Origin of the sequence: Bradyrhizobium sp. RDI18, assembly GCF_043203335.1 — a bacterium.
Lineage (GTDB): Bacteria > Pseudomonadota > Alphaproteobacteria > Rhizobiales > Xanthobacteraceae > Bradyrhizobium > Bradyrhizobium retamae.
In genome coordinates, this window is the sequence record NZ_JBICRN010000008.1 from 2,496,840 (window position 1) to 2,520,132 (window position 23,293).

Here is a 23,293-nt window from a genome sequence, read left to right on the forward strand (position 1 = left end):
AGCCGAAGTCCGGTTTCCAGTCATTGGACGGCCGCCGAACAAACGTAAGCGCTCAGCTGAAGCCGTTCAGGCTTTGAGGTTCCATGACATGAGAGCATCGATCTGAGAAATCGACCAGCCCCGCGCGATCCGTTCGAGAGCTTGTGTGGGCCAGGCAGGCGGATCGACCTGACCTGCCGGTGATTTTTCATCCAGCGGCCGTTAGAGCCTTGGAGGCCAAGTGGCGCGGGTGGATCAACGGACGATCGGCGTGCTGGCGGCGTTGCGTAGCCCATCGTCCGTTGCGGTGAGGTGGGCGGCATAGGCCGCGGGGGTCAGATATTTCAGCAACGAGTGAGGCCGCCGGCTATTGTAGTCGGCGACTCAGTTGGCGATTTTGGCGCGGTCATCGACGAGATCGAAGAACAGTGTCTGGTTGAGCAGCTCATCCCCGCATCCGGCCGTTGAAACTGTCGATGGAGTCGTTCTGCATCGGCGTCCCCGGTGCGATAGAGTGCCAGTCGATGACTGCGTCCTTGCTCCAGGCGAGCATGGCTTTGCAGGTGAACTCGGTGTCTTGGCTGGAGACGATCGTTGCCGCCTTGCCGCGTCGCTCGACGATTGCCGTGAGTTCGCGGGCAACGCGCCGCCCGGAGATCGACGTCTCTGGAATGGTCGCCAGGCACTTCTGGGTAACATAGTCGACGATGTTGAGGATGCGGAAGCGCCGTCCTATGGCAAATGACATGAACGAAGTCCAGCGACCAGCGCGCGTTGGGCTTGGCCGCGACCAGGATCAGAGCACGGGTCCCCAGAACCTTGCGGCGAACCCGCCGCTTGCCGACGGCAAGCCCTTCCTCGCGATAATGCTGGTAGATCCGGTTGATCCCCGATGGCTCGCCCTCCCGCCGCAGCAGAACGAACAGGCGGTGGTAACCGAAACGCCGCCGCTCGTTGGCGAGGTCTCGCAGCCGGCCGCGCAGAGCCGTGACCGGAGGGCGGCCGGGACGATAGCGGATCATCTTCCGATCCGCGCCCACGATCGAGCAGCCTCGCCGTTCCGGCAGGCTCATAACGGCATGCAGATGCGCGACCGCAGCGCGCTTGGCAGCGGGCCTTACCATTTTTTTGAAAGCAGCTCGTGAAGCGCGCCGCATCGAGCATCTCCTCGGCCAGAAGCTTCTTCAGCGTCGCGTTCTCCTCTTCCACGGCCTTCAGCCACTTCGCCTCGGAAACCTCCATACCGCCGAATTTGGCCTTCCAATTGTAGATCGTAGTTCGGCGATCTCATGCTTGCGAGCCAGGTCTTCGCCCCAGCCTCATGCTCCTTCAATATCGCGATGATCTGCTCTTCCGTGAACCTTGCTTACTTCATCTGTCCGTCTTTCTTCGGACCGGGACTCTAACTCCATCTGGAGAAAATACGCAGTGGCAGTCAATATCGACCCGAGCATGCGCGTGCTTCGGCGGGACTTACGTTGCACGACGGGTGTCTCCTGAATGGCTTCCCTCGAGAACCGGGAACAACGAACCTACCAACTTTGACAGCCTTCTCGATTCAGAGTTGCGCAAGTACCTACCATATAGGCGCGCGTTGCCGACTTCGGAAGACTGAAACACGTATCAGTGTTTCGATGAGCAGTTTCCGAGCGGACGGGGTCGGCGCCACGGCTCCGAGTTGAAGATGTCGCCGCCATGGGCGCCGGCGAGCTGCCCAGGAAAACGCCACCGGTCGACCGCGATCATTGGTGAGCGTCATCCAGGGACCACGCGCTGAGGGCTGATTTGGTGGGTTAGGAAGATCTCGTGGACTGAATCATCACGAGGTCTCGCCATGTTTAAGGATAGTCGTAAGGATAGCGATACGGATAGGCATACGCCTATCCTCAAGGAGCCTTCTGACACGCTGCAGCGTGTCGAGATCATCACTGGGGCCGGCCGGCGACGGCGCTGGTCGGCCGATGCGAAGGCGGCGATTGTCGCGGAGAGTTTTGCGCTGGGTGCAAGCGTGTCCGCGGTGGCACGGCGACACGACATCAGGCCAAGTCTGTTGTTTCTCTGGCGTCGCCAGGCCACGCGGGCGCAGGTCGCGGAGCGCGGGGACAGAGGCATGCCACCTGGCTTTGTGCCGGTCGCGATCACCGGCTGCGGGGGCCAATTGCCGAGTGAAGAGCAGGCGGCGATCGAGATCGAGGTCGGCGCGGTTCGCATCCATGTCAGGGGAACAGTCGACCGGCGGGCGCTGTGCGAGGTGCTGGCGGCAGTCGGGACGGTTGGCCGATGATCGGGCTCCGACCTGGGTTGTCGATCTGGATCGCGACGCAGCCGATCGATTTCCGTCGGGGGATGGACTCGCTGGCGATGCTGGTGAGCGAGGCGTTTGGGGCCAATCCGTACGACGGCGGACTTTATGTCTTCCGGTCCAAGCGCCGAGATCGCGTGAAGATCCTGACCTGGGACGGAAGCGGCCTTGTCCTTTACTACAAAAGAATCGAGGGGCAGTTCACCTGGCCGCCGATCAAGGAAGGCGTCATGCCGCTATCTCATGCTCAACTCTCGGTGCTGCTCGATGGCTCAGACTGGAAGCGTGTGCCGATGCGGGTTGTGGATCAGCCAGCGCGAGCTGGTTGATCCGTATCAAGAGTAGCTCGTCACTCATGCGGAGTTGTTGTAAAATCACTCTGCATGAGTGATTTGCCTTCCGATCCAGCATTGCTCCGACAAACCGTGATGGCGCTGTCGTCAAGGCTTGCGGCGTTGTCGGCGGAATGCAGCACGCTTTCGGCCGAGCGTGATGCGGCGATCGCCCAACGCGACGCTGCGGTTCAGGAGGCTGCGGTTCAGGAGAACGACAAGCTCCTGATGATCCTGTCCCAGTTCAAGCGCACGATCTTCGGTCCCCGCTCCGAGACACTGGATCCCGGACAGCTGCCTCTCTTCACCATCACGGCACAGGCGGCTCGTGCCGCGGCCAACGACGACGTAACCGGAGGCAGGCTGCCTGATGGAGCGGAGGGCCGTGGAAAGCGACCGGCGCGACGCAACCGGGGGAAGCTTCCGGAGCATTTGCCGCGCATCGATGTCGTAATCAATATCGAGAGCCACATCTGCCCTTGCTGCGGCGAGCGGCTGCACAAGATCGGGGAGACCGTCAAGGAAGCCTTCGACGTCATTCCGATGCAGTACCGGGTCAAGCGCATTGTGCGTCCGCGGTATGGCTGCCGGGGATGCCGCCAGGGTGTGATGCAGGCACCTGCGCCGGCCCAGGCGATCGATGGCGGGATGGTGACGGAAGCCTTGCTGGCCCACATCGCGGTGATGAAATACGGCTACCAGTTGCCGCTGTATCGGCAGGAACAGATGTTCGCCGCGCAAGGCATCACGCTCGATCGGCAGACGCTGGCCTCGTGGATGGGCCGCGCCGCCTGGTGGCTGAAGCCGCTTCACACGCTGTTGCGCCGCGCAGTGATGTCCTACCCGCGGCTGTTTGCCGACGAGACGCCGCTGCCAGTTCTCGATCCCGGCCGTGGCAGAACCAAAGTCTGCCAGTTCTGGGCGATCGCCACCGACGACCGCCCGTGGGGCGGCCCGGCGCCGCCGGCGGTGGTCTACATGTTTGCCGAGGATCGCAAGGCGATCCGCGCCAAGCAGCTGTTCGGGGACTACCACGGCATCCTGCAGGTCGACGGCTATGCCGCCTACAAGGGCCTGATCAAGAACGGCGGCCATCTGGTGCAGTTGGCGTTCTGCTTCGCGCATGCGCGGCGGAAGTTCTGGGACGTTCACGTCGCGACCAAGTCGCCGATTGCCGCGGAAGCGCTGCAACGGATCGCGATGTTCTACGCCATCGAGGATCGCATCCGCGGTCTGCCGGCGGCGCATCGGGCTGCAGTGCGGCAGACCGACACCAGGCCGTTGATCGAGGACTTCAAGCCCTGGCTCGAGGCGCGACTGCTAGAAGTCTCGAAGAAGTCCGGTCTAGGCAAAGCCATCCGCTACACCCTCAACCATTGGGACGGCCTGACGCGCTTCGTCGATGATGGGCGCATCGAGATCGACAGCAATACGGTCGAACGCAGCATCAAGCCGATCGGGGTAGGAAAGAAAAACTATCTGTTCGCAGGCAGTGAGGGCGGCGCCGAAACCTGGGCCACTCTAGCATCGCTCATCAACTCGGCAAAGCTTCACGACATCGACCCGCGGCACTATCTGACCGATGTTCTCGAGCGCATCGTCTCCGGACGTACCAAGATCAATCAGCTGAACACGCTGCTGCCGTGGAATTGGAAAGCCGAGCGCGACGGTTCGGAGGCAATGCTCGCCGCTTGATCAGTTCGACGGCAAGGCGTCGGGAACTTCCTGCGCATCGCTGGCGTCGTCGTAGATCTCTTCGCGGATCACGCGCAGCGTCACCTCGTGCAGATACACTTGCAGCGCACCCTCCAGCTCGGTGAACTCCGGCAGCAGCACTTTGTCGACGAAGCCCCGTGACGCACGGACCATCACCGTGTTGCGTCGCTGCCGGCGATAACGAAACGGCCGCAGCCCATATCGGCGGCAAAGCGCCAGAAAAAGGTGCCGAGACCACTGGTCGGGAAGTGAGAATTGCTGTTCGATCGGTGGATCGTGGCGAGCGAGTTCCTCGACCCGGGCCCGCACCCGCTGCAGCGCGGCTTCCGCCGCAAGGCGCTCACCAGCAGTTCCGGCCCCCACGAACAACGCCTCGATCTTCCGAAGCTTCTCGCGCAGCTGCGACTCGCTGTTCATTCTGATCCCATTGCCCGCTCCGAACCGGGATCACCCCATCACCGCGCCCCGGCGGCGTCAATCATCCCGACCGCGCTATCCAGAGCATTCCGCGCAAGTCAAGCCCGGGCACCGGTGATCCTATCGTGACGCTCACGATCATCGGCCAAGCGTGGATTTCGCGGTGCGGTCGTGCGCGTGCGCCCGATTGCCTGTCCCGTTCCCGTTTCGGTGCCGACCGACGTGCTTCGACGTGAGTGATTCATCAGCAAATGATAGGGTACCGGACCGGAAGCCCCTGCTCAACAATTGCTGTCATACGCCACTGCGCGACCATTCTGTTGGAGCGGTTGATGATAGTTAATCGGGCAGTACTCGCGAGGCAGTCTCACCAACGCCCCTTCGACCTCAAACTACCAAACGGGTTCATACCGAGACGATGTTAAAGCCGCCATGGTGAAGGGCCATCCCGGACGATGATGGCGATCAGGTTCACGGCACTATAAGCCTTTCAAGAACCAAAAGGTCGTAATGCTTTCCGCTGCAGGAAAAGATCTCTGGAAGGCATCCGGCAACTGAAAATCCACATTTCCTTTCTGCGAAGGAAATGCTGTCGGGCATATCTTTAAACAACATTGCGAAAATGCAGTGCAGATTAAGGAGACTTGCTCGATTTAGAAGAGTGTATGCAAGGACGGAGCCAACTCCCTTACGACGAAATGACTCTTGAACATAGAGCGACATCTCGGCTGTGTGCTTAACATCTTCTCTGACGCGATATCGAGTGAGTGCGGTCCATCCGACCACGGCGCCCTTGTCCACGCACGTGAAGGACTCAAACGACGGATGGGATTCGAATAGAAATTCTTGCATTTCCTTGACGCTCCAGGGGCGCGTTCCTTGTGTTGATTCTCTTGCATGACATGCGGCGTTATAGATCTCCGTCACACTAGGCAGGTCACCTGTTCGCAACCGGCGCACTTGGTACGACATTAGACGTACTCCACTCTAATTTGAATCGCGTATCTCATCTCGACATGACACAACTCGACGGTCAATTGAAACGTAGGTAAAACAGGAATTGAACCAAAACTCTAGACTGCTGTTGCGAGAGCAGTCAGATACATTAGCTGATCCCGCGGCTGCTCAACAAAATCCTTCCATTGCACCGGTTCTCTAATAGGCCGGTTGAGCGCCCTTTCAACCGCTGAACGATGCTTTAGAGGACCGTTTCGAGCGCGATTTGCCTACTTGCGCAGAACCGGGGAGGATCTGCAGCGAACCGAGGCAACAGTCTTAAGCTCTGCAAAGGGAATGAAGAGCGGGTGGTTTTCGATAACAGCTGTCTGATAGTGCCCGCCTCCGGAGCTCGAGGCAACCCACCAAAGCTGATGGCTTGTGTTACGGATCCGACTGTAGTCTGTTGGAATATCTGCGCGACGTGATAAACGGCAGCTTTAGCGCAGAGGACGCCAGTTGCCGGGTCCTGATCAGCAGACCTCGGTGTACACTGGGCATCGCGCGTGTAGGCACCGCGCACTTAAAGAACGGGCAAGTTAGACCAATGTTTCGACGCGCAACTTATGCCGATGCCCACAACATCGCAAAGATCTACAATCAGGCGATGAAGCCCGGCATCATTGCCATAAGTCAAATTGCTCCAGATACTCACGAGGAACGCGTCGCCTGGATTAGCGAACATCAAGATCCTTATCCTGCTTTCGTCTATGAGATTGAAAATAGTACAGTGATCGGCTGGTGTTCATTGAATAGATTTTCCTTGCGTCCTGATTATACAGACGTTGCCGAAACATCGCGCTACATCGACGAGAATCATCGAGGGAAGGGACTTGGCGGGCTGATGATTGCACACTTGATAGAAACCGCCACCAGTTTGGGATTACGACTATTAGTGTCACGTGTATATGAAGGAAATATCGCAAGTATAAAAAGCGGTCTCAAGATTCCAAGTATAAGAACAGGTCTCGGATTTCAGCGCGTCGCGGTGCTACACGAAGCGGCATGCATTAATGGTAAATGGCAAAACGACGTATTCTGCTGGCTAAAATTGAGATGACTCGCAATCGACGAACGTGTTCAAGCGATGAGAGCCTGCGGACGGCGGCGCCGCGCAAGCATGTCTTATTTCCACTCACAAGTAGGCGGAGAGTTACCGCCATAGTTCAGGCTGCCCCACCCCAATGTATTCACCAAGGCCGGACGGCCGGATTGGCTTCGAGCAACCGGCCCATTGTTCCCGAAGTAGACAATCAAGTCGCCCTCAAGATCATCGGCAGACCCGACAATAATGCTGGTCACCGCGGTAGGCCGACTCCTCACTTACGGTATGCTGAATCTATTTCTCTTCTGACTAACGCGGCCCGAGTTCTTAGCGAAAAGTGTACTGTCGGGGCTACAGCCGATGTGGAACGACGCCGCAAGCAGCTGGAGGCAAGCACGGCCGTCATAACGGCTCTGAAGGCGACCGTGACCTCGACGCCATGTTCACACCGCGTACGAGCGCCACCAAATTTCGGAAAATTACCGCCGAGCAGGATATGGCGCGCCGACCGCGGCAAAGTCTGTCGAGAACAGGAACATCATCCCGCTCCCACATGACATTGGCGCTACCATGTCGATGAAATGCACGCGGCGAGTGTACTCCCCTCACAGCGCGAGAAGCGGATTCTCGCGCCTTGAGGTGGAATTCCCAAGGATGCCTCAGGACGTTAGTGGGTCTCATGGAGGCTTTCACCCCAACTGCGCAACGTAGACACGATTGAAAACGCACTTGGCCGGGTTGCTAGCGTCAACTTTCCGGGATCATCAGTGATCTGGTTCCGAATCATGCCATTCTGGCCGGCGCAGGAGCCGATATGACCGATCTGCCCAAGTCACAAACGTTCGGCGCCGACGGCGTCACCGCTCCTTTACGTTTTCCAGCCTTCCGACGTATCTGGCTTACGAGCCTGCTCGCCAGTCTCGGCATTCTGATCCAGGGCGTTGGCGCAGGCTGGGCCATGACGCAGATGACGTCGTCAGCGGATCAGGTTGCGCTGGTGCAGACGGCTCTCATGCTGCCCGTGATGCTAATTTCGATGCCGGCCGGCGCCATTGCCGACATGCACGACCGCCGGATCGTGGCGCTGGTGGCGCTCTCGATTGAGCTTTTCGGCGCAATCGCGCTGATGGTACTCGATTGGCTGGGTCTAATCACGCCGAATCTGTTGTTGGTGCTTTGCTTTGTGGTCGGCAGCGGGATGGGATTGATTGGCCCGGCTTGGCAAGCCTTTGTCAGTGAGCAGGTGCGAGCACAAATGCTGCCGGCAGCGGTTACGCTCAACGGGCTCAGCTACAACATCGCTCGCAGCTTCGGTCCCGCGATAGGCGGCATCGTAGTTGCGACAGGGGGCTCAGTAGCAGCCTTTGCCCTCAACGTGCTGCTCTATCTGCCGCTGATGGCGGTGCTGTTCCTCTCGAAAAGTGTTGCCGAGCCGTCGCGGCTGCCGCGCGAACAGCTGAGCCGCGCCATTATCGCCGGCGTGCGCTACATCACGAATTCACCATCGATCAAGTTTGTGCTGACCCGCACCATGGTAACTGGCTTCATCGGCGGTTCGGTTTCGGCGCTAATGCCGCTAGTCGCGCGTGATGTCTTGCATGGTAGTGCACAGACTTACGGCATAGTTCTCGGCTCCTTTGGGCTTGGCGCCGTTGTCGGGGCACTCTTTATCGGCGAGGTGCGCAAACGAATGAGCGGCGAGGCCGCGGTGCGGGTCTGCGCCTTGCTGATGGGCGGTGCCATTGCTGCGGTCGCGCTGAGCCACGAGTTGGCTCTGACTGCGACCGCACTGGTCTTGGCCGGCGCGGTTTGGACGATCGCGGTGACGCTATTCAACATCGGCATACAGCTCTCTGCGCCGCGCTGGGTCTCGGGCCGTTCGCTCGCGGCCTACCAGACTGCGATTTCCGGCGGCATTGCCATCGGGAGTTGGGGCTGGGGACGTCTCACCGATACCGCCGGTGTCGAGATCGCGCTGCTGGTCTCGGGCGCGCTCATGCTGCTCTCGCCGCTGCTTGGCCTGTGGCTTCGCATGCCGCGCATCAGCGCGCGGTAAAGACGCCGAGGTGCTTGCGGATCCCGAGGTGCGGGTTGCGCTCACCGGGCGCAGTGGGCCGCTTGTGATCGTAATCGAGTATCGCGTGGCGCAAGAGGATGCGAAGGCGTTTCACAATGTGATGCAGGACGTGCAGCTGGCGCGCCAACGAAACGGCGCCTATGGCTGGTCGGTTGCGCGCGACATCGCCGATCCAGAACTGTGGACTGAGCGGTATCATTGCCCGACCTGGCTGGAATATTTGCGGCAGCGCAACCGCTCGACGCAATCGGAGCGCGAGCTGGATCAGCAAGCGGTCGCTTTCCATATTGGCCAGGAGCCCGTGCGTATCCGCCGCATGCTAGAGCGCCCGTTCGGTTGGTGCGCTGGAAGACAGACGTGACCCGACCGCGCTGCGAACGAAGTCCCTCCCAGTGATTGCAAGCGCGGCGGCAGGCAGTAGGTAGCTGACGGTTAAGACCAAGAGATCGAACCGGTAGTCGCGCATGCAAGCTTGCGGCGACGAGAAAACCACGGCGCTTCATCGCGCTCAGTGATTGAAGCTGGACGCGGGATGGCCTTCGCCTCACCGAGGACAGCGTCCCGTCAGGAGCAGTCTATGGAGGCCTCGGCTAGTTTGTCGTCCGTGAACAAGGCTCTAAGCGATTGAGCGGGAGTCCGTTTTTCGGATTCGAGACGGTTTGAGATTGCAGGGATTTAGGTGGAGGCTACCAAACCCTGCAATTTCGATTGTGGATTGAACGAAGCCGCTACCGCGGCGTGAACGGCGAGGTGGCGTAGAGCGCCTCCTGCCTGAGAGGATGTGGGTGTTGCAGCCCACCCTCTCAGACAGGAGTATTGAGATGGCCGATTTGAGCCCTCTTCGCCGCCGCATGATCGAGGACATGACCGTCCGCAATCTGTCGCCGGCGACGCAGCGATCCTACATCAGCGCGGTTTCGAAGTTCAGCCGTTATTTCGGCAAATCGCCGGATCGGTTGGAACTGGAAGACGTTCGCGCCTTTCAAGTGCATCTGGTCTCGACCGGCATATCATGGCCGGCGCTGAACCAAATCGTCTGTGCGCTGCGGTTTTTCTACGGCGTTACTCTTGGCGAGGCGCTGATCCCGGAACGCATTCCCTATGCGCGAGAACCGCGCAAGCTGCCGGTCGTGCTCAGCGCCGACGAAGTGGTTCAGTTTCTTGAAGCGGTATCGAGCCTGAAGAGCCGCGCCGCACTGACCACCGCCTATGCGGCCGGGCTGAGGGCCTCGGAGGTCGCGGGACTGCGGATCGAAGACATCGACAGTGCTCGCGGTGTCATCCAGGTGCGCCACGGCAAGGGGGCGAAGGATCGCAACGTGATGCTGTCGCCCCAACTACTCGGCATCCTGCGCACCTACTGGCGGCTCGCCCGGCCGCGGGTTTATCTGTTCCCGGGACGCGACGAAGACCATCCGATCGATCAGACCGTGTTGCATGCCGCCTGCCGGTCGGCGGTGAAGGCTGCGGGCCTGACCAAGCGCGTCACGCTGCACACGCTGCGCCACAGCTTCGCGACACATCTTCTGGAGAACGGAACCGACATCCGGATCATCCAGGTTCTGCTCGGGCACAATAACCTGTCGTCGACGGCGCGCTACACGCAGGTCGCCACCGATACGATCCGGGCGACGCAGAGCCCGCTCGACCGCCTGTCGCTGGAGGTGACGCCACCGGTATGACGACGCGTCCGGGATGCGGGTTATGGCCCGCCCCGACGTCCGTCCGCACAGACCCGCCATCGAGATTGCCGATATCTTGCGCCGGCATGGCGACGCCTATCGCCGTTTGCATGCCGGTCATCTCGGTCGGGTCGAGCGGCGCGTGATGAGTGCGATCGTTGCGTGCCGAACCGAGGCGCTCGGCGGTCACATGGAGGCTTGCGACGACTGCGGCATGACACGCATCGCTTATAATTCCTGCCGGAATCGGCATTGTCCGAAGTGTCAGGGGCGAGCCCGAGCCGCGTGGCTTGCCGCGCGAGAAGCCGACCTGCTGCCGGTTCCCTATTTCCACGTCGTCTTTACGCTTCCTGCACCGATCGCAGCGATCGCTTTCCAGAACAAGGCCGTCGTCTATGCCATCCTGTTTAAGGCCGCCGCTGAGGCGATGACGACGCTTGCTGCCAATCCGCGAAGGCTCGGTGCAGAGATCGGCGGCGTCGCGGTCCTGCATACCTGGGGACAGGCGCTGACGCATCATCCTCACATTCACTGTGTCGTGCCGGGCGGCGGCCTCTCGCCCGATGGCGCGCGCTGGATCGCCAGCCGACCAAACTTCTTCCTGGCCGTCAAACCGCTCGCCCGGCTGTTCAGACGCCTGTTCCTCGAACGTCTGACCGCCGCCTTCGACGCCGGCACCCTGAACTTCTTCGGCGATCTCGCATCCCTGGCCGAGCCTGCTGCCTTCGCAGCTCACCTCCTCGCTATGCGGCGCATCAGCTGGGTCGTCTATGCCAAGCGGCCGTTCGGCGGCCCCGCGCAGGTGCTGGCCTATCTCGGCCGCTATACCCATCGCGTTGCAATCGCCAACAGCCGGCTCGTAGCCCTCGACGAGGATCACGTCGCCTTTACCTGGAAGGACTACCGCCAGAACGGCGCGACAAGGATCATGAAGCTCAAGGCCGACGAGTTCATCCGCCGCTTCCTTCTTCACACGCTGCCCGATGGCTTCCATCGCATCCGCCACTTCGGCTTCATGGCCAACCGCCATCGCGCTGCCAAGCTCGCCCTTTGCCGCGAACTTCTCGATCGCGAGCGAACAGCCCCAAACGATGGCCAGCCGCCGCCTGTGGATTCGGAAGCTCAAACCTGGGCCGAGGTTCCTGCCTGTGCCGATTGTGGTGGCGTCATGCGCATCATTGAGCGCTTTCGACACAGCTTCAGCCGCTCCAGCCCTCGAACACCACCGTTCCGATGCGACACATCGTGAGCCAAGTCATGCCGTGCACGACGATCATCATTCGTCATTCCGCTCCCAGCGTCTCGATCATCGCGGACGATGTCGAATCCGTGCTGTCACACTGCGCGACAACAACCGTCCGATGCAACAAAAAGTCTATCGTGATCTCCGGCGAAGCGCGTTTGGTCTCAACTCTTCCCCGATGCGCACATCTCGTGTCTCTGCCTCACGCGCCGAGCCAGCAGATCGGGCCTTGCGATCTCAAACAATCCCCATAGCGTAAAATCGCGCATAGCCTCCCGCGCCTTCGTTCAATCCGGCTTCAATGAGGTCGCGTCATAAGCGCCTGCCGCGCCCTCGCGTGAGCGCGACCTCACAGAACCCTCCAGATTCCCCTTCGCTGGGAACCATGATTCTGTGGTGCATCGGAGGGGACGATGCGGCCGAAGAAGCACAAGCCGACGGGATCGACCGATCTGTTCCGGGCGCGGCTCGACCAAATAATCAACATGAAGCACGAGCTGGTTCTGCTTGCCGGCAGGATCGACTGGGACTGGATCGACGGCGAGATCGCGCCGCTCTACAGCGAGAACGGCCGGCCTGGGATCGAGACCCGGTTCATGGTTGGGCTGTTATTGCTCAAGCACATTTACGGCTTGTCCGATGAGGGAGTGTGCGAGCGCTGGGTCCACGACCCGTATTTCCAGTTCTTCACCGGCGAAGGGTTCTTCCAGCACGCTTTCCCGCACGAGCGCTCGGACCTCAGCCACTGGCGCAAGCGGCTCGGCGACAAGCTGGAGCTGCTGCTGGCCGAGAGCCTGCGGGTGGCGCATGAGGCGGGTGCATTGCGCAGAAGACCTCAAGCGGGTCACGGTCGGTCGAGTAGCCCCGGGGAATTGCACCCCGAGGCTCTCACGAAACCGGACGTGAACCTCTCGATTCATCCGGCTTCTATCTTCCGGCCGCAGGTCGAATGCCGACTCGCCACAAATAGAGTAGGTTCGGATCGCGCTGTGCGAGCCGTCCCAACCAATATACTGAGGCGACTTTCCGGCCTTTCAACCGCTTGTATTTCCGCCTCGTCCAACGGGCGAGCGCGTCGTTAACGTGACGAAGGACGTTGACACATTCCGTCCGGTAGAACCGTCCGTAATAGTTCAGCCATCCTTGCACGACAGGATCAATCAGCTTGGCGAGTTCTTCAAGACTCCAGTGGTTTCGCGTTGAACCCAGTCGCCATGAGCGAATGGTTTGTCGGATTCCTTTGGCAGCCTTGTTGCTGATTGCCGGGAGGAAGTTGAGGAACTTCTCGCCCTTTCGATCGCGAGCGCTGCGCGGCTGGAAGGTGTAGCCAAGGAAGTCGAACGAGATGTGTTCGCATTCCTTTCTCCGTTTATTATCCTTGCAGTAGACGATCCGGGTTTTCTCCGGGTGGAGCTCCAGACCGCATTCCGCAAGACGTGTCCGGATCGCCTCCATCACGGTTCGAGCCTCGCTTTCAGTTCTGCAATGGACTATCGCATCGTCAGCGTATCTTTCGAAACACAAACAAGGGAAGGTCCGCTGCATCCAGTGATCGAATGCATAGTGCAGAACCAAATTTGCGAGCAGCGGTGAAACCACTGAACCCTGAGGGGTTCCGCGTGTTCTCTCCACAAGGATTCCGTCTTCTTTCTCCACGGGAGCTTGCAGCCACCGCTTTACGTAGAGACGAATCCAGCTCAGTTCCGTATGGTGGGCGACGGCCTTTTCGATCAGGTGCCAAGGGATCGAGTCGAAGAACGACTTGATATCAAGGTCGATAACCCAGTCGAATTTCCAGCAACGCTTTCGCGCTGTCCCCACTGCGTCAAGCGCCGAACGGCCGGGCCGATAGCCGTAGGAGTCGGGATGGAATATTCGTTCCATCGTCGGCTCCATAACCATCTTTGCAACCGTCTGAGCCACGCGGTCAGCTATAGAGGGCACGGTTGCGTCGAACTGCACTTCAGCCCCGTCAGGATTTGGGTTCGGCTGAGATAACCCATCCCTTCCATGTACTTCGTGGTCAGCGATTTGCTGTCCTCAAGGTCAGAGAGGTCTCTGGCGTAGAGACTTTGAGCCTGCGCCACGCCGAGATCGGATCGCTTGCTGTCCCACGCGACTGGACGGACTGGGCGCTTCCAGGTGCTCGGAGCGAGCCTATCAATGGCCAGCAGCCGTTGCTCATTGACGCCCTTGGTCTGCTTGCGCTTGCCGAATTCGCCTCTTCGTTGAAGCACAAGAAATGAGGCTTGACCAATGACTCAGCTTCTGAATCACTCGGACATCAATTCGATTCGGTCCGCAAATGAAGAAGCCTTCTTCCGCGGCCCTGCGAAAGCGCCGCCATCAGCTCTTGCGTGCCCTGCCGCCGATCGAGCAGATTGTGCGCGGGTCGCTCATCGAGACCTACAAGCGCTGCGGCCGACCCAGCTGCCACTGCGTCGACGGACCGGGACACGGCCCCAAGCGTTACCTGTCCACAATCGCTCGAACCGGCGAACGCCCGCGGCTCGGCTATGTGCCGAATGGCGCGTATCCTCAGGTGGCCGAGTTTCTCGCCAACTACCGCAAGCTCCAGGAGATGCTCAACGAGATTTGCGCGATCAATGCCGAGCTTCTGCGTCGCCGCGAAAGTCTCGATTAGATGGATCCGGCGGTCGCAGCCCTCGACTTTGCCGAGGCGGGCGCCATCATCGCCAACATGATCGACTCCTATCTCGCTGCAGGCGCTCCGCCGCCCGATGTGGAAGGACCCGATCATGATCAATCCCAAGATTGCCGATCATCATCTCGCGCGGCAGGCCTGCATCTACATCCGTCAGTCGACGATGGGGCAAGTCCGCTTCAATCAAGAGAGCACAGAGCGCCAGTACAACTTGGCGGACCAAGCGAGGTCGCTCGGGTGGACTCCGAGCAGATCCGGATCCTCGACCGGGATCTCGGTCACTCCGGCGAGCAGGCGACCAATCGCGACGACTTCAAGACGCTGGTCAGCGATGTGGCAATGGGCCAAGTCGGCGCGATCTTCTCTCTGGAAGCCTCGCGCCTGGCCCGCTCGAACAAGGATTGGCATCGCTTGCTGGAGCTGTGCGCGGTGACACGCACATTGGTGTTCGACGGCGATGGCTGCTACGATCCGGCGGACTTCAACGACAGCCTTGTGCTTGGCATGAAGGGTACGTTTGCTCAGGCAGAGCTGCACATCATTCGCGCGCGCCTCCACGGAGGCAAACTCAACAAGGCGCAGAAAGGTGAATTGCACTTCCCTCTGCCGGTCGGTTTGGTATTCGACGGCGATAGGATCACCCTCGACCCCGATCAGGAAGTGCAAGGCGCGGTTCGAACAGTCTTCGAACTATTTGAACAAGAGAGCAGCGCCTACGGCGTAGTTAAACGGTTCAATGAACTCGGCCTTGTCTTTCCACGCCGAGCCTATGGCGGCGTCTGGGACGGCAAGCTGATCTGGGGACGACTTACGCATTCACGCGTGCTCGGTGTCCTTGCCAATCCATCTTACGCCGGCACTTACGTGTTTGGCCGATATCAATCTTGCAAGCAGGTTGGCCCTACCGGTGAGATTCAAACTCAGTTGCGCCGCATGCCACAAGATGAGTGGCGTGTTGTCATTCCCGATCACCATGCTGGTTATATTACCTGGGATCGATTCCTTACCAACCGCGAACACTTGGCGGCGAACAGGACCAATAGCGAAGTTATCGCCGGACCCGCTCGAGAGGGACTTTGTTTGCTGCAAGGTTTATTGCTTTGTGGCGCTTGCGGACGGCGTCTAAATGTGCGCTACGCCGGCAATGGCGGTCTTTACCCGATCTATGAATGCAATTGGAGGCGTCGGGAGGCACTGGCGCCGCAGCACTGCATGTCTCTGCCATCAAAACCGCTTGATCACGCCATTGCAGAGCGCCTGTTGACCGCCGTCACGCCACTGACGGTTGAACTGGCGTTGCAAGCGCTGACAAGCTTGGAGGAGCGCGATAGGTCAATTGCTGCGCAATGGCAACGAAGGATAGACCGGGCCCGTTATGATTGCGACTTGGCAGAACGGCGCTATGAAGAAGCAGACCCCAGCAATCGGTTGGTTGCCAGTACGCTCGAGAAGCGCTGGAACGATGCAATGGAACGGCTTCTCGAGCTCGAGACTGAATTGGCCAATTTTGAGCGCCAGAACCTGCGTAGCATCACAACCGAACAGAGGCAGCAAATACTGCAGCTTGGCAGGGACTTCCCCCGACTGTGGAAGGCTTCAAGCACTTCAGCTCGTGACCGCAAGCGCATGCTCCGCCTGTTGATACGCGACATCACCGTAGCTAAGGGTCCAGAACCCAAACTGCTGCGATTGCAAATTCGCTGGCAAGGTGGGGCTACTGAGACAATTGAGGTCCGGCAGCGGCCGAACCGCCCCGAAGCAGTTCGTTATCCCGATGAGTTCGTTGCCAAAATCCGCGCGCTGGCGGAACTACATGATGATCATGAAATCGTCGCGCAACTCAAAAGCAATGGCCAGACAAGCTCGACCGGCAGGCCGTTCACCGTCAGCATGATTCGATGGATCCGCTACAAGCATCGTATCACTGGCCCATCTCTTCCCGCCGGAACGTTGAACGTCAGCCAGGTTTGTGAGAGATTTGGCGTCAGCCTGTGGGTCGTCCATTACTGGATCGAACGTGGTATAGTCTCGGCGCTGCAACGCAAGCCGAATGCGCCATATGCAATCACCATCGACGATTACGTCGACCGGCGTCTCCGAAAATGGGTTGCGACTTCAAGCCATCTTGACCCACCATCCCCAACGCAAACTGTATGAGGTGTATTATGCCCGGCGCGTCGGTATTCCTAACGGACGCTTCCCTCCATTAGCCTTGGGAATTTCCACGAGACGGACGGGAGGCGGAAAGTATGTCCCCGACGACATTCGATTCCAGATCTTGTAGAGGTTTCTCTTCAAGTCCTTTTCGAATTCCTCGATGGAGACCCCGTCCACACCCGCTGACCCGCGGTTCGCTTTCACCTGTTTCCAAGCTTCCCAAACGAGATGTTTGGGGATCTGATACGACTTTGCCTCAGCCATCGGCTCCTCCCGTTTCCGGTTGGCCTGTGACTTTGGCTGGAAGATCGGGTCCCTTCGCTCCGCCCGTATTACCGGGCCTCATCACTATTACGAACCCGTCCGCCCCTGCGTCGCGCATTGGTACTCTACCCTCGGCGGGTCCGCCGCCTTTGGGGTCTCCCTTGGCATCGCGACGCAGGTTCCCATGTTCCGCGCAAGAGCCTGCCATCGGGATCACGCCGCCTCTACACCGGTTGCCGGCCAATAGACAGGCTCTCGCCGCGCTTGATCCCAGGAGGTGGTATCGCCCCTGGTTTCGACAACAGCTGAACTGTACTTTCGATGCATCATCGGCGGTTTACTTGCGTTCGTCTTCCCGTGGCTCACCTGACAGGCTGATTGCCCGCCTTTTCCAGCAACGCTCACCACCTCAGCCATTGAGCTAAAGCAGCTTGTGGCGGTTTGGACGCTGATCCTGCAATCCGAGCCCGAGGGGCCTGCCCTCATCTCTTGCGCAGCAAGGCTGCTCGGAAGATGGTCTACATACTCAACCTCCTTCTTCGCGCCGTCATGGCGCACACACCACGGTGCAGCCGAAGGCCGTCGACCGATGCCAAGCTCTTGCATGCGGCCATCAAGGGGCTCAACCGCCTGGCGAGAAGACACGGGGTCAGGCTGCGGCAATCCTATTGTCGCGTGGCCAAGCATGCGACGATGATGGCTTCCCGCTACGCCCATGCCACAGTTCAGGCGGCATCAGCGACAGTTACGTATCCTGCGCAGCCGGCTCGGCCGGATCATCCGCGACATCCGCCGCAAAGATCGAGGCCAGCAAGCACGGGAGGAGACGTTCGCCCTCTCGCTTGGCCGAGCCAGCCAGATCCGCTCGCAACAGCAGCGCCAGCGCGGCTGGAAGCTCTATTCCTTCCACGCTCCGGAGGTGGAGTGCATCGGCAAGGGCAAGGCCGCCGCGCCCTACGAGTTCGGGGTGAAGGCCTCCATCGTCACCACCAACCGGCGGGCGCCCGGCGGCCTCTTCGTGCTGCACGCCAGCGCGCTGCCCGATAACCCGTACGACGATCATACCTTGCGAGACGTCATTGACCGCACCGAGACACTCACCGGCTGTCCGATCGAGCGGGCCGTCGACAAGGGATACCGAGGCCACGATGCGCAAATCCCCGGCGCGTCTTCATCTCCGGCCAGAAGCGCGGCGTCTTCGGCCTCATCAAGCGCGAGCTGCGCCGCCGCTCCGCCATCGAGCCCATCATCGGACACATGAAGGCAGAGGGCCACCTTGGCCGCTGCCATCTCAAAGGCCGCGCCGGCGATGCCGCCAATGTCGTCCTCTCAGCAGTTGGCCACAACTTCCGCCGCATTCTCGCCTGGCTCAGAGAACTCTTGTGCCTGTTCTTGGGGCTGCTATGGCGATCGTTCGCCTGCCCAGCCCAGCTCAATCCGGCTTCTTAACGGACGACTAGCAACCGAGACCGCGCCACCGCAGGTTGAGCCGCCGCTGGTGATCGAGATGTTCCAGGGATCACGGGTGCGGCCGAACACTTCGTTGAACGTGCTGCCGCCGGCACCGAATTCGGAACGTTGGATTTAGCGAAGTGGCGCGTCATGATACGGTCCTTTGACGCCGATGGGCATACTATCAAATTAAGGAAGCGCGAGATCACGCCGCTCGATCTGATCGAGGCCTCGGCAAAAGGGCGTAAGACCGGCGTCGCGATGGATGGTCAAGAGCGGCTTCCCCTGCCGATCGGGGCACCACCGCCGATGATGGCTAGACGCCCCCTGCTCAAGTCGTGGGGACTGGGAGCGCGTGCTGAGCCCCTTGCTTCGACCGCAACGACGTGAGGTAGAGGGCGATAAGCCAGAGCACAGGCAAAAGCGACAGCAGCGACGCCACTGCAGCGATCGTCGGGTCCATCTCGTTGCGCATGTTATCCCACATTTTCAGCGGCAACGTCCGGATCGACCCACCAACCAGCGACGAAATGACGACCTCGTCGAAGGAGTGGATGAACGCGAAGATGGCGCCGCCGATGATGCCCGGCCGGATCAGCGGCAACGTCACCCTCATGAAGGTTTGCAGCGGCCCAGCCCGCATGCTCTTCGCCGCTTGCTCCAGCCGCAGGTCGAAATTCGCCAACGTTGCCGCGACGATGACGACGACAAAGGTGATGGAGCCGATGCTATGCGCCAGCGCAAGACCGATCTTCGAGCCGATCAGCCCCAAATTGACCAGGCCAAGATAGGTCGCAATACCAACGACGATGACTGGAAGGGTGATCGGCGTCAGGACCAGCATTGTCAGCAAGCTGCGCAGCCGCGGAAAGGTGCGGCTGAGGCCGTAGGCCGCGAGCGTCCCGACGATGGTCGACAGGATGGCGACTGCAACGCCGAGCTGGATGCTCGTCCAGAGGGCACCGGTCCACCACGGATTGTTGAAGAAAGAGCGGTACCACTGCAGCGAAAGGCTCGAAGGCGGGAATTTCAGAACCGTCCCGGCGCCGAACGACATGATGATGATCACAAGGCTCGGAAACAGTAGGTAGAACATGGTGAGCACGACGAACACTATGCCGACGATATTCCACCAGCGGCTATCGTCCCCGGCCTGGTAGAGCTTGGCCGTCCAGCGCTTCGATCGATAGGGAGCGGCAAGCTCATTGAGATATCGTGTCAGTGTGCCGACCGAGGGCAGCCGGATGGACCCGGACTTCCTCGCTGGTTGCAGCGCGAGGCCCTGCTTACCGGAAATATCCAGCCCCAATATTGAGAGCACGACTGCGGCGATGCCCAGGAGGATGAAGGCTGAAGCGGCGATCGCTCCCAAGTTGAAGGCGGTCGCGACCTGAGCCGCGATGAAGGTCGACAGCATGGCATCGCGCAATCCGCCGAGCGCTTGCGGCGTGATGTAGAAGCCGAGGCAGACCACAAAGACCAGCAGCACGCCGCTGCGCACGCCCGGGAGGGTGAGCGGGAAGTAAACGCGCCCAAAAGCGGCAAAGGGCCGCGCACCCATGCTGCGGGCCGCTGCCATTAGCGACTTATCGATTCCTTGCATGACGCTGACGAGCGGCAAGATCATCATCGGCAGCATGATGTGCACCATGCCGATATAAACGGCCATGCGGTTATAGATGAGCTCTAGCGGGCTTGGGATCAGCCCGAGGTCGAGCAATACATTGTTGATCAGGCCGCGGTCGCCGAGAATCACAACCCATGCGTAGGTGCGCGCCAACCCGCTGGTCAGATAGGGGATCAAGACAAGCACAATGAGCGCAATCCGCAGGCGCTTTGAGGCGGCCACGATCAGATAGGCCGTCGGATAGCCGATGATGAGGCAGATGGCCGTGGCCACCACGCTCACCTCGATCGTCTGGAAGAGGACGCGGACATTCGACTGCTCACAAAAAAACGACTGATAGTTGACGACCGAAAAGGCCGGCGCATTAAGACTGGTCAGGAAGAGCTGAATGATCGGCATGCCGAAGACGACCAGCAGAACCGCGAAGGCCGGCACGGTCAACACGATGGGCAGTCGCCCGAGTTTATGAAGCGGTCCCATTCGCCTTCCCTCTCGGTGCCTTACGTCGCCACGAAGCGGACGTCGGCACGCAACCAGTCGAGCCGCACCTCGTCGCCGGGTCGGAAGATCTGCTCCCCCGAGGCGACATGCTCGCGCACGATGAGCATGCTGCTCCCGACGCGCACATGGTATTTCCGCAACGGGCCGGCATAGATCATGTCACCCACCGTTCCCGTGAGGGACTGGCGCTGGTCTGCATCGGCGCGCTGCGGCGCCGCGGCAGCGGCAATATAGATACGCTCCGGCCGGATCATGGCCACGGTGCCGGGAGGCTGCGCTGCAACGGATTCGACCCTGAAGTCGGGATTTTCAAGAAAGTTGGCCTCGCCAAGAAAATTCGCCACGAAGCGAGTCGTCGGCCGGTCGTAGAGGGCCTCCGGCGTGTCGGTCTGCTCGATCCGCCCGGCGCTCATGACGACGATGCGATCCGACAGCGTGAGCGCCTCCTCCTGATCGTGCGTGACGCAGATAGTCGTCTTGCCGAACTCCCTGTGCAGGCTCTTGAGCTCGATTTGCATCTGCTCGCGAAGGTTGCGGTCGAGCGCGCCGAGCGGCTCGTCCAGCAGGAGGATCGGTGGATCGGCGATCAGCGCACGAGCAAGCGCCACGCGCTGCTGCTGGCCGCCACTCAGTTGCGACGGCATGCGCTCGCTAAAATCCTTGAGGTGCACGCGCGCAAGCATGCGGTCGACCCGCGCTGCCCTCTCGGCAGCCTTCATGCCGCGCATTTCCAGTGGAAATTCCAGGTTCCGCCGCACCGTAAGGTGCGGAAACAACGCATAGCTTTGAAAGACGATGCCTTGGTCGCGCCGGTAGGAAGGCACCGCGGCGACGGATCTTCCGGCGATCACGATGTCGCCGTCAGTGGGCGGTATGAACCCGGCGAGCAGCATCAGCGCAGTGGTCTTACCTGAACCGCTTGGACCGAGGATCGTTAGAAACTCGCCGCGACGGACCCTGAGTGATAAGTCTTTGACCGCAGCGACCGTCCCATACATCTTGGTGACGCTGCGAAATTCGACTTCCGCAGAACCGCGATTATTCAATACCGTCTCGCCCTGGTCAGAAACGGCAGGCGGAGTGAGACGCTCGACATACACAGTCACCATTCACGCTCCAAAACACTTCGATTGCGCCAACCGCTCGGATGCGGCGCGCCCTGCGCAGCGCTACTCACCCCCACATAGCCGGTCCCATCAAGCGGGTCAGCCCCTCGATTCTGCCCCCCACGCCTTCACAAAGCTTTCGCGGCAAGGGCCGCGCGATTTAGGACAGAATCCATTTATTCCAACGCTGGGCTAGCCGCTGACTGTTCGACAGGCCATCCGACCCGATCTGAGCGTACCACTTCATATCGATCGGAATGCTGCTCGCCATGTAGTCAGGATGGCTGGCAAGCCTGCGGGCCACGACGTCCGGGATCAGCCTGTATGCATTGCGGTTGGTGGCGCCGATGGGAAAGAGCCGGGCGAACGTCGCCTGGCGCTCGGCGCGGGTGGCGAATTCGATGAACTTCTGCGCGTTCCGCGCATTCGGGCTACCCTTCGGGATCACCCAGTAGTCCGAGATCAGCTTGGCCTGGTTCCGATTGATTTCGATCGGCGCGCCCTGCTCCATCGACAGAACCGCCCGAGAATCATAGGAATTCAGGATGTCGGCTGCTTTCTCCTGCATGATTTGCTGGATTTCGGCTCCGTTATGCCACCACTTACGAACATGCGGCTTGATCCTGTCCAGGCCGGCGAAAATACGGTCGATATCCATCGGGTAGAGCTTGTCCCTTGGCACGCCGTCCGCCAGCAGGGCCTCCTCCCACGGACCTTGAATTCCCAATTGACCGTCCGTGAGTACGCGAACGCCCGGAAACTTCTTGATGTCCCAGAACTCGGCCCACGTGGTCGGCCGCGGCTTGCCAGCCGGGAACTTGACGGTGTTATACACCATGACGATGGAATAGATATTGGAAGCGACGCCGAAAGGATGCTTCGCGAAATCGATGATGCCGTCTAGCTCATCCTTCTTGTAGATGGAGTAGTCGATCTGCTCGAGATGGCCTTTCTCGGCTGCGGCGAGCGCCGAGCCTTGAGCGATTTGAGCCACGTCGAAGGTAACGGTTTTCGTGGTCACCATCAGCTCAATCTGCGCCGGATTGGTCTGGTCGGTGATCGGCGTCACCTTGATCCCAGTCTCGGCCTGGAATGGTTTCACTAAAACTTCGATGACGGCATTACCAAAAGCGCCGCCGCTGCCCGTACGTATCGTTAACTCGCCTGCGGATTGCGCCGAAGCCCGGCTCCCAACGGAAGGCAGCGTTCCGGCCATCATAGCGGCCGATGTTGTCTGCATGAATCGTCTGCGGCTCATCCGAAAACTCATTTTTCCTCCGTGACAACTGATTGCGCGAGCTTGGTCGAGCGGAAAATTCATCCTTCTCTTTTTGGGAACATTACAGGGCTCCTAAGGCCGAATTCCTCTAATCTAGCCTCTTACATGGCCGCCAATTTGCGCTCAATTGCAAGAATGTGAAGTTTTTCATGCGATCGACCGTCAACTCTTGAGATTACACCAAGCAAGGACGAGCGGGCGAACTTAGCGCTGGTACGATCGCCCCGGGCACGACAGACTGCTGCCAGCGCCGATAACCTCCTCTTAAAGCCGGGAGCGCAGCGCCTGCGACAGCAAGTCGTTTCGCGGAACGATGCGGTGAAGGTACCCGATAGCCAGCATCTGCTCCGCTCGAGCTTCTCGGCCAGGAGAAGACGCTTGGCGCTGTCCAGCCCCAAAACACAACGCGCCATAGCCCGCTCAGCATATTGCAGACCCAGCCGTGCCGCCGGC

The 23,293-nt window shown here is 60.0% G+C and carries 16 protein-coding genes and 5 pseudogenes; 12 read left to right on the forward strand and 9 right to left on the reverse strand.

Translation table 11 applies throughout. The annotated features are described in order from the left end of the window. Positions 1-212: 212 nt before the first annotated feature. Positions 213-1,324 (reverse strand): annotated as a pseudogene (locus ACFXS9_RS21185) (IS3 family transposase); the annotation flags it as partial. A 489-nt stretch (positions 1,325-1,813) separates the two neighbouring features. Here ACFXS9_RS21185 and tnpA point away from each other — a divergent pair. The 3 genes from tnpA to tnpC all read left to right on the forward strand — a co-directional run bounded on the left by tnpA (position 1,814) and on the right by tnpC (position 4,308). Then, positions 1,814-2,263 (forward strand): IS66-like element accessory protein TnpA, encoded by a 450-nt coding sequence (gene tnpA / locus ACFXS9_RS21190; RefSeq protein ID WP_392691780.1) that lies wholly within the window; start codon positions 1,814-1,816, stop codon positions 2,261-2,263. Beyond that, the gene (gene tnpB, locus ACFXS9_RS21195) at positions 2,260-2,610 is read left to right on the forward strand and encodes an IS66 family insertion sequence element accessory protein TnpB (RefSeq protein WP_038952245.1); all 351 of its coding nucleotides are present in this window, start codon (positions 2,260-2,262) and stop codon (positions 2,608-2,610) included. Before tnpA ends, tnpB begins: the two co-directional genes overlap by 4 nt. A 99-nt stretch (positions 2,611-2,709) precedes the next feature. After that, positions 2,710-4,308, forward strand: a complete 1,599-nt coding sequence (tnpC, locus tag ACFXS9_RS21200; protein ID WP_392699918.1) for an IS66 family transposase — start codon at positions 2,710-2,712, stop codon at positions 4,306-4,308. Here the strand turns inward: tnpC and ACFXS9_RS21205 are convergent, their stop codons facing one another. Together ACFXS9_RS21205 and ACFXS9_RS21210 are read right to left on the reverse strand one after the other, a co-directional pair. After that, positions 4,309-4,746, reverse strand: coding sequence for a hypothetical protein (locus ACFXS9_RS21205; protein ID WP_057841653.1), 438 nt, complete (start codon positions 4,744-4,746; stop codon positions 4,309-4,311). A gap of 471 nt (positions 4,747-5,217) precedes the next feature. Then, the gene (locus ACFXS9_RS21210) at positions 5,218-5,718 is read right to left on the reverse strand and encodes a GNAT family N-acetyltransferase (RefSeq protein ID WP_392691782.1); all 501 of its coding nucleotides are present in this window, start codon (positions 5,716-5,718) and stop codon (positions 5,218-5,220) included. Between the two features lie 571 nt (positions 5,719-6,289). Here ACFXS9_RS21210 and ACFXS9_RS21215 point away from each other — a divergent pair. The 5 genes and pseudogenes from ACFXS9_RS21215 to ACFXS9_RS21235 all read left to right on the forward strand — a co-directional run. Next, complete coding sequence (locus ACFXS9_RS21215; protein ID WP_392691785.1) at positions 6,290-6,802, forward strand: GNAT family N-acetyltransferase; 513 nt, start codon at positions 6,290-6,292, stop codon at positions 6,800-6,802. Positions 6,803-7,601: 799 nt separating this feature from the next. Then, a pseudogene (locus ACFXS9_RS21220) lies at positions 7,602-9,289 on the forward strand (MFS transporter). Between the two features lie 396 nt (positions 9,290-9,685). Then, a complete protein-coding gene (locus ACFXS9_RS21225) occupies positions 9,686-10,546 on the forward strand; it encodes a tyrosine-type recombinase/integrase (protein WP_392685345.1) in 861 nt (286 codons plus the stop codon). A 22-nt stretch (positions 10,547-10,568) separates the two neighbouring features. Beyond that, positions 10,569-11,795, forward strand: coding sequence for an IS91 family transposase (locus ACFXS9_RS21230; RefSeq protein WP_392685342.1), 1,227 nt, complete (start codon positions 10,569-10,571; stop codon positions 11,793-11,795). A 407-nt stretch (positions 11,796-12,202) separates the two neighbouring features. After that, positions 12,203-12,641, forward strand: a pseudogene (locus ACFXS9_RS21235) (transposase); the annotation flags it as partial. 75 nt (positions 12,642-12,716) lie between these two features. Here ACFXS9_RS21235 and ACFXS9_RS21240 read toward each other — a convergent pair. After that, positions 12,717-13,691: a reverse transcriptase domain-containing protein gene (locus tag ACFXS9_RS21240; protein WP_082637507.1), complete on the reverse strand. Its 975-nt coding sequence runs from the start codon at positions 13,689-13,691 to the stop codon at positions 12,717-12,719. A gap of 77 nt (positions 13,692-13,768) precedes the next feature. Between ACFXS9_RS21240 and ACFXS9_RS21245 the strand changes: the two genes are divergently transcribed. Genes ACFXS9_RS21245 through ACFXS9_RS21255 form a run of 3 tightly spaced genes read left to right on the forward strand, consistent with a single transcriptional unit; the run spans position 13,769 to position 16,611 of the window. Further along, a complete protein-coding gene (locus tag ACFXS9_RS21245) occupies positions 13,769-14,035 on the forward strand; it encodes a DUF5372 family protein (RefSeq protein ID WP_392690118.1) in 267 nt (88 codons plus the stop codon). Between the two features lie 59 nt (positions 14,036-14,094). Next, on the forward strand, positions 14,095-14,433 hold the full coding sequence (locus ACFXS9_RS21250; RefSeq protein WP_376960332.1) for a DUF6788 family protein: 339 nt from the start codon (positions 14,095-14,097) through the stop codon (positions 14,431-14,433). Continuing rightward, positions 14,434-16,611 (forward strand): recombinase family protein, encoded by a 2,178-nt coding sequence (locus ACFXS9_RS21255; RefSeq protein WP_392691788.1) that lies wholly within the window; start codon positions 14,434-14,436, stop codon positions 16,609-16,611. It abuts the gene before it with no gap. Between the two features lie 18 nt (positions 16,612-16,629). Here ACFXS9_RS21255 and ACFXS9_RS21260 read toward each other — a convergent pair. After that, positions 16,630-16,875: pseudogene (locus tag ACFXS9_RS21260) on the reverse strand (group II intron reverse transcriptase/maturase); the annotation flags it as partial. Positions 16,876-17,429: 554 nt separating this feature from the next. Here ACFXS9_RS21260 and ACFXS9_RS21265 point away from each other — a divergent pair. Further along, a pseudogene (locus ACFXS9_RS21265) lies at positions 17,430-18,324 on the forward strand (IS5 family transposase); the annotation flags it as partial. On the opposite strand, the gene ACFXS9_RS21270 reads toward ACFXS9_RS21265, so the two are convergent. The 4 genes from ACFXS9_RS21270 to ACFXS9_RS21285 form a co-directional block, all read right to left on the reverse strand. Further along, positions 18,277-18,414, reverse strand: a complete 138-nt coding sequence (locus ACFXS9_RS21270; protein ID WP_392691790.1) for a hypothetical protein — start codon at positions 18,412-18,414, stop codon at positions 18,277-18,279. The pseudogene ACFXS9_RS21265 and the gene ACFXS9_RS21270 sit on opposite strands and share 48 nt — an antisense overlap. A gap of 244 nt (positions 18,415-18,658) precedes the next feature. After that, positions 18,659-20,434: an ABC transporter permease subunit gene (locus tag ACFXS9_RS21275; protein WP_392691793.1), complete on the reverse strand. Its 1,776-nt coding sequence runs from the start codon at positions 20,432-20,434 to the stop codon at positions 18,659-18,661. A 20-nt stretch (positions 20,435-20,454) separates the two neighbouring features. Continuing rightward, the gene (locus ACFXS9_RS21280; RefSeq protein ID WP_392699920.1) at positions 20,455-21,453 is read right to left on the reverse strand and encodes an ABC transporter ATP-binding protein; all 999 of its coding nucleotides are present in this window, start codon (positions 21,451-21,453) and stop codon (positions 20,455-20,457) included. Between the two features lie 268 nt (positions 21,454-21,721). Next, positions 21,722-22,882, reverse strand: a complete 1,161-nt coding sequence (locus ACFXS9_RS21285) for an ABC transporter substrate-binding protein (RefSeq protein WP_392691796.1) — start codon at positions 22,880-22,882, stop codon at positions 21,722-21,724. Positions 22,883-23,293 lie beyond the last annotated feature (411 nt).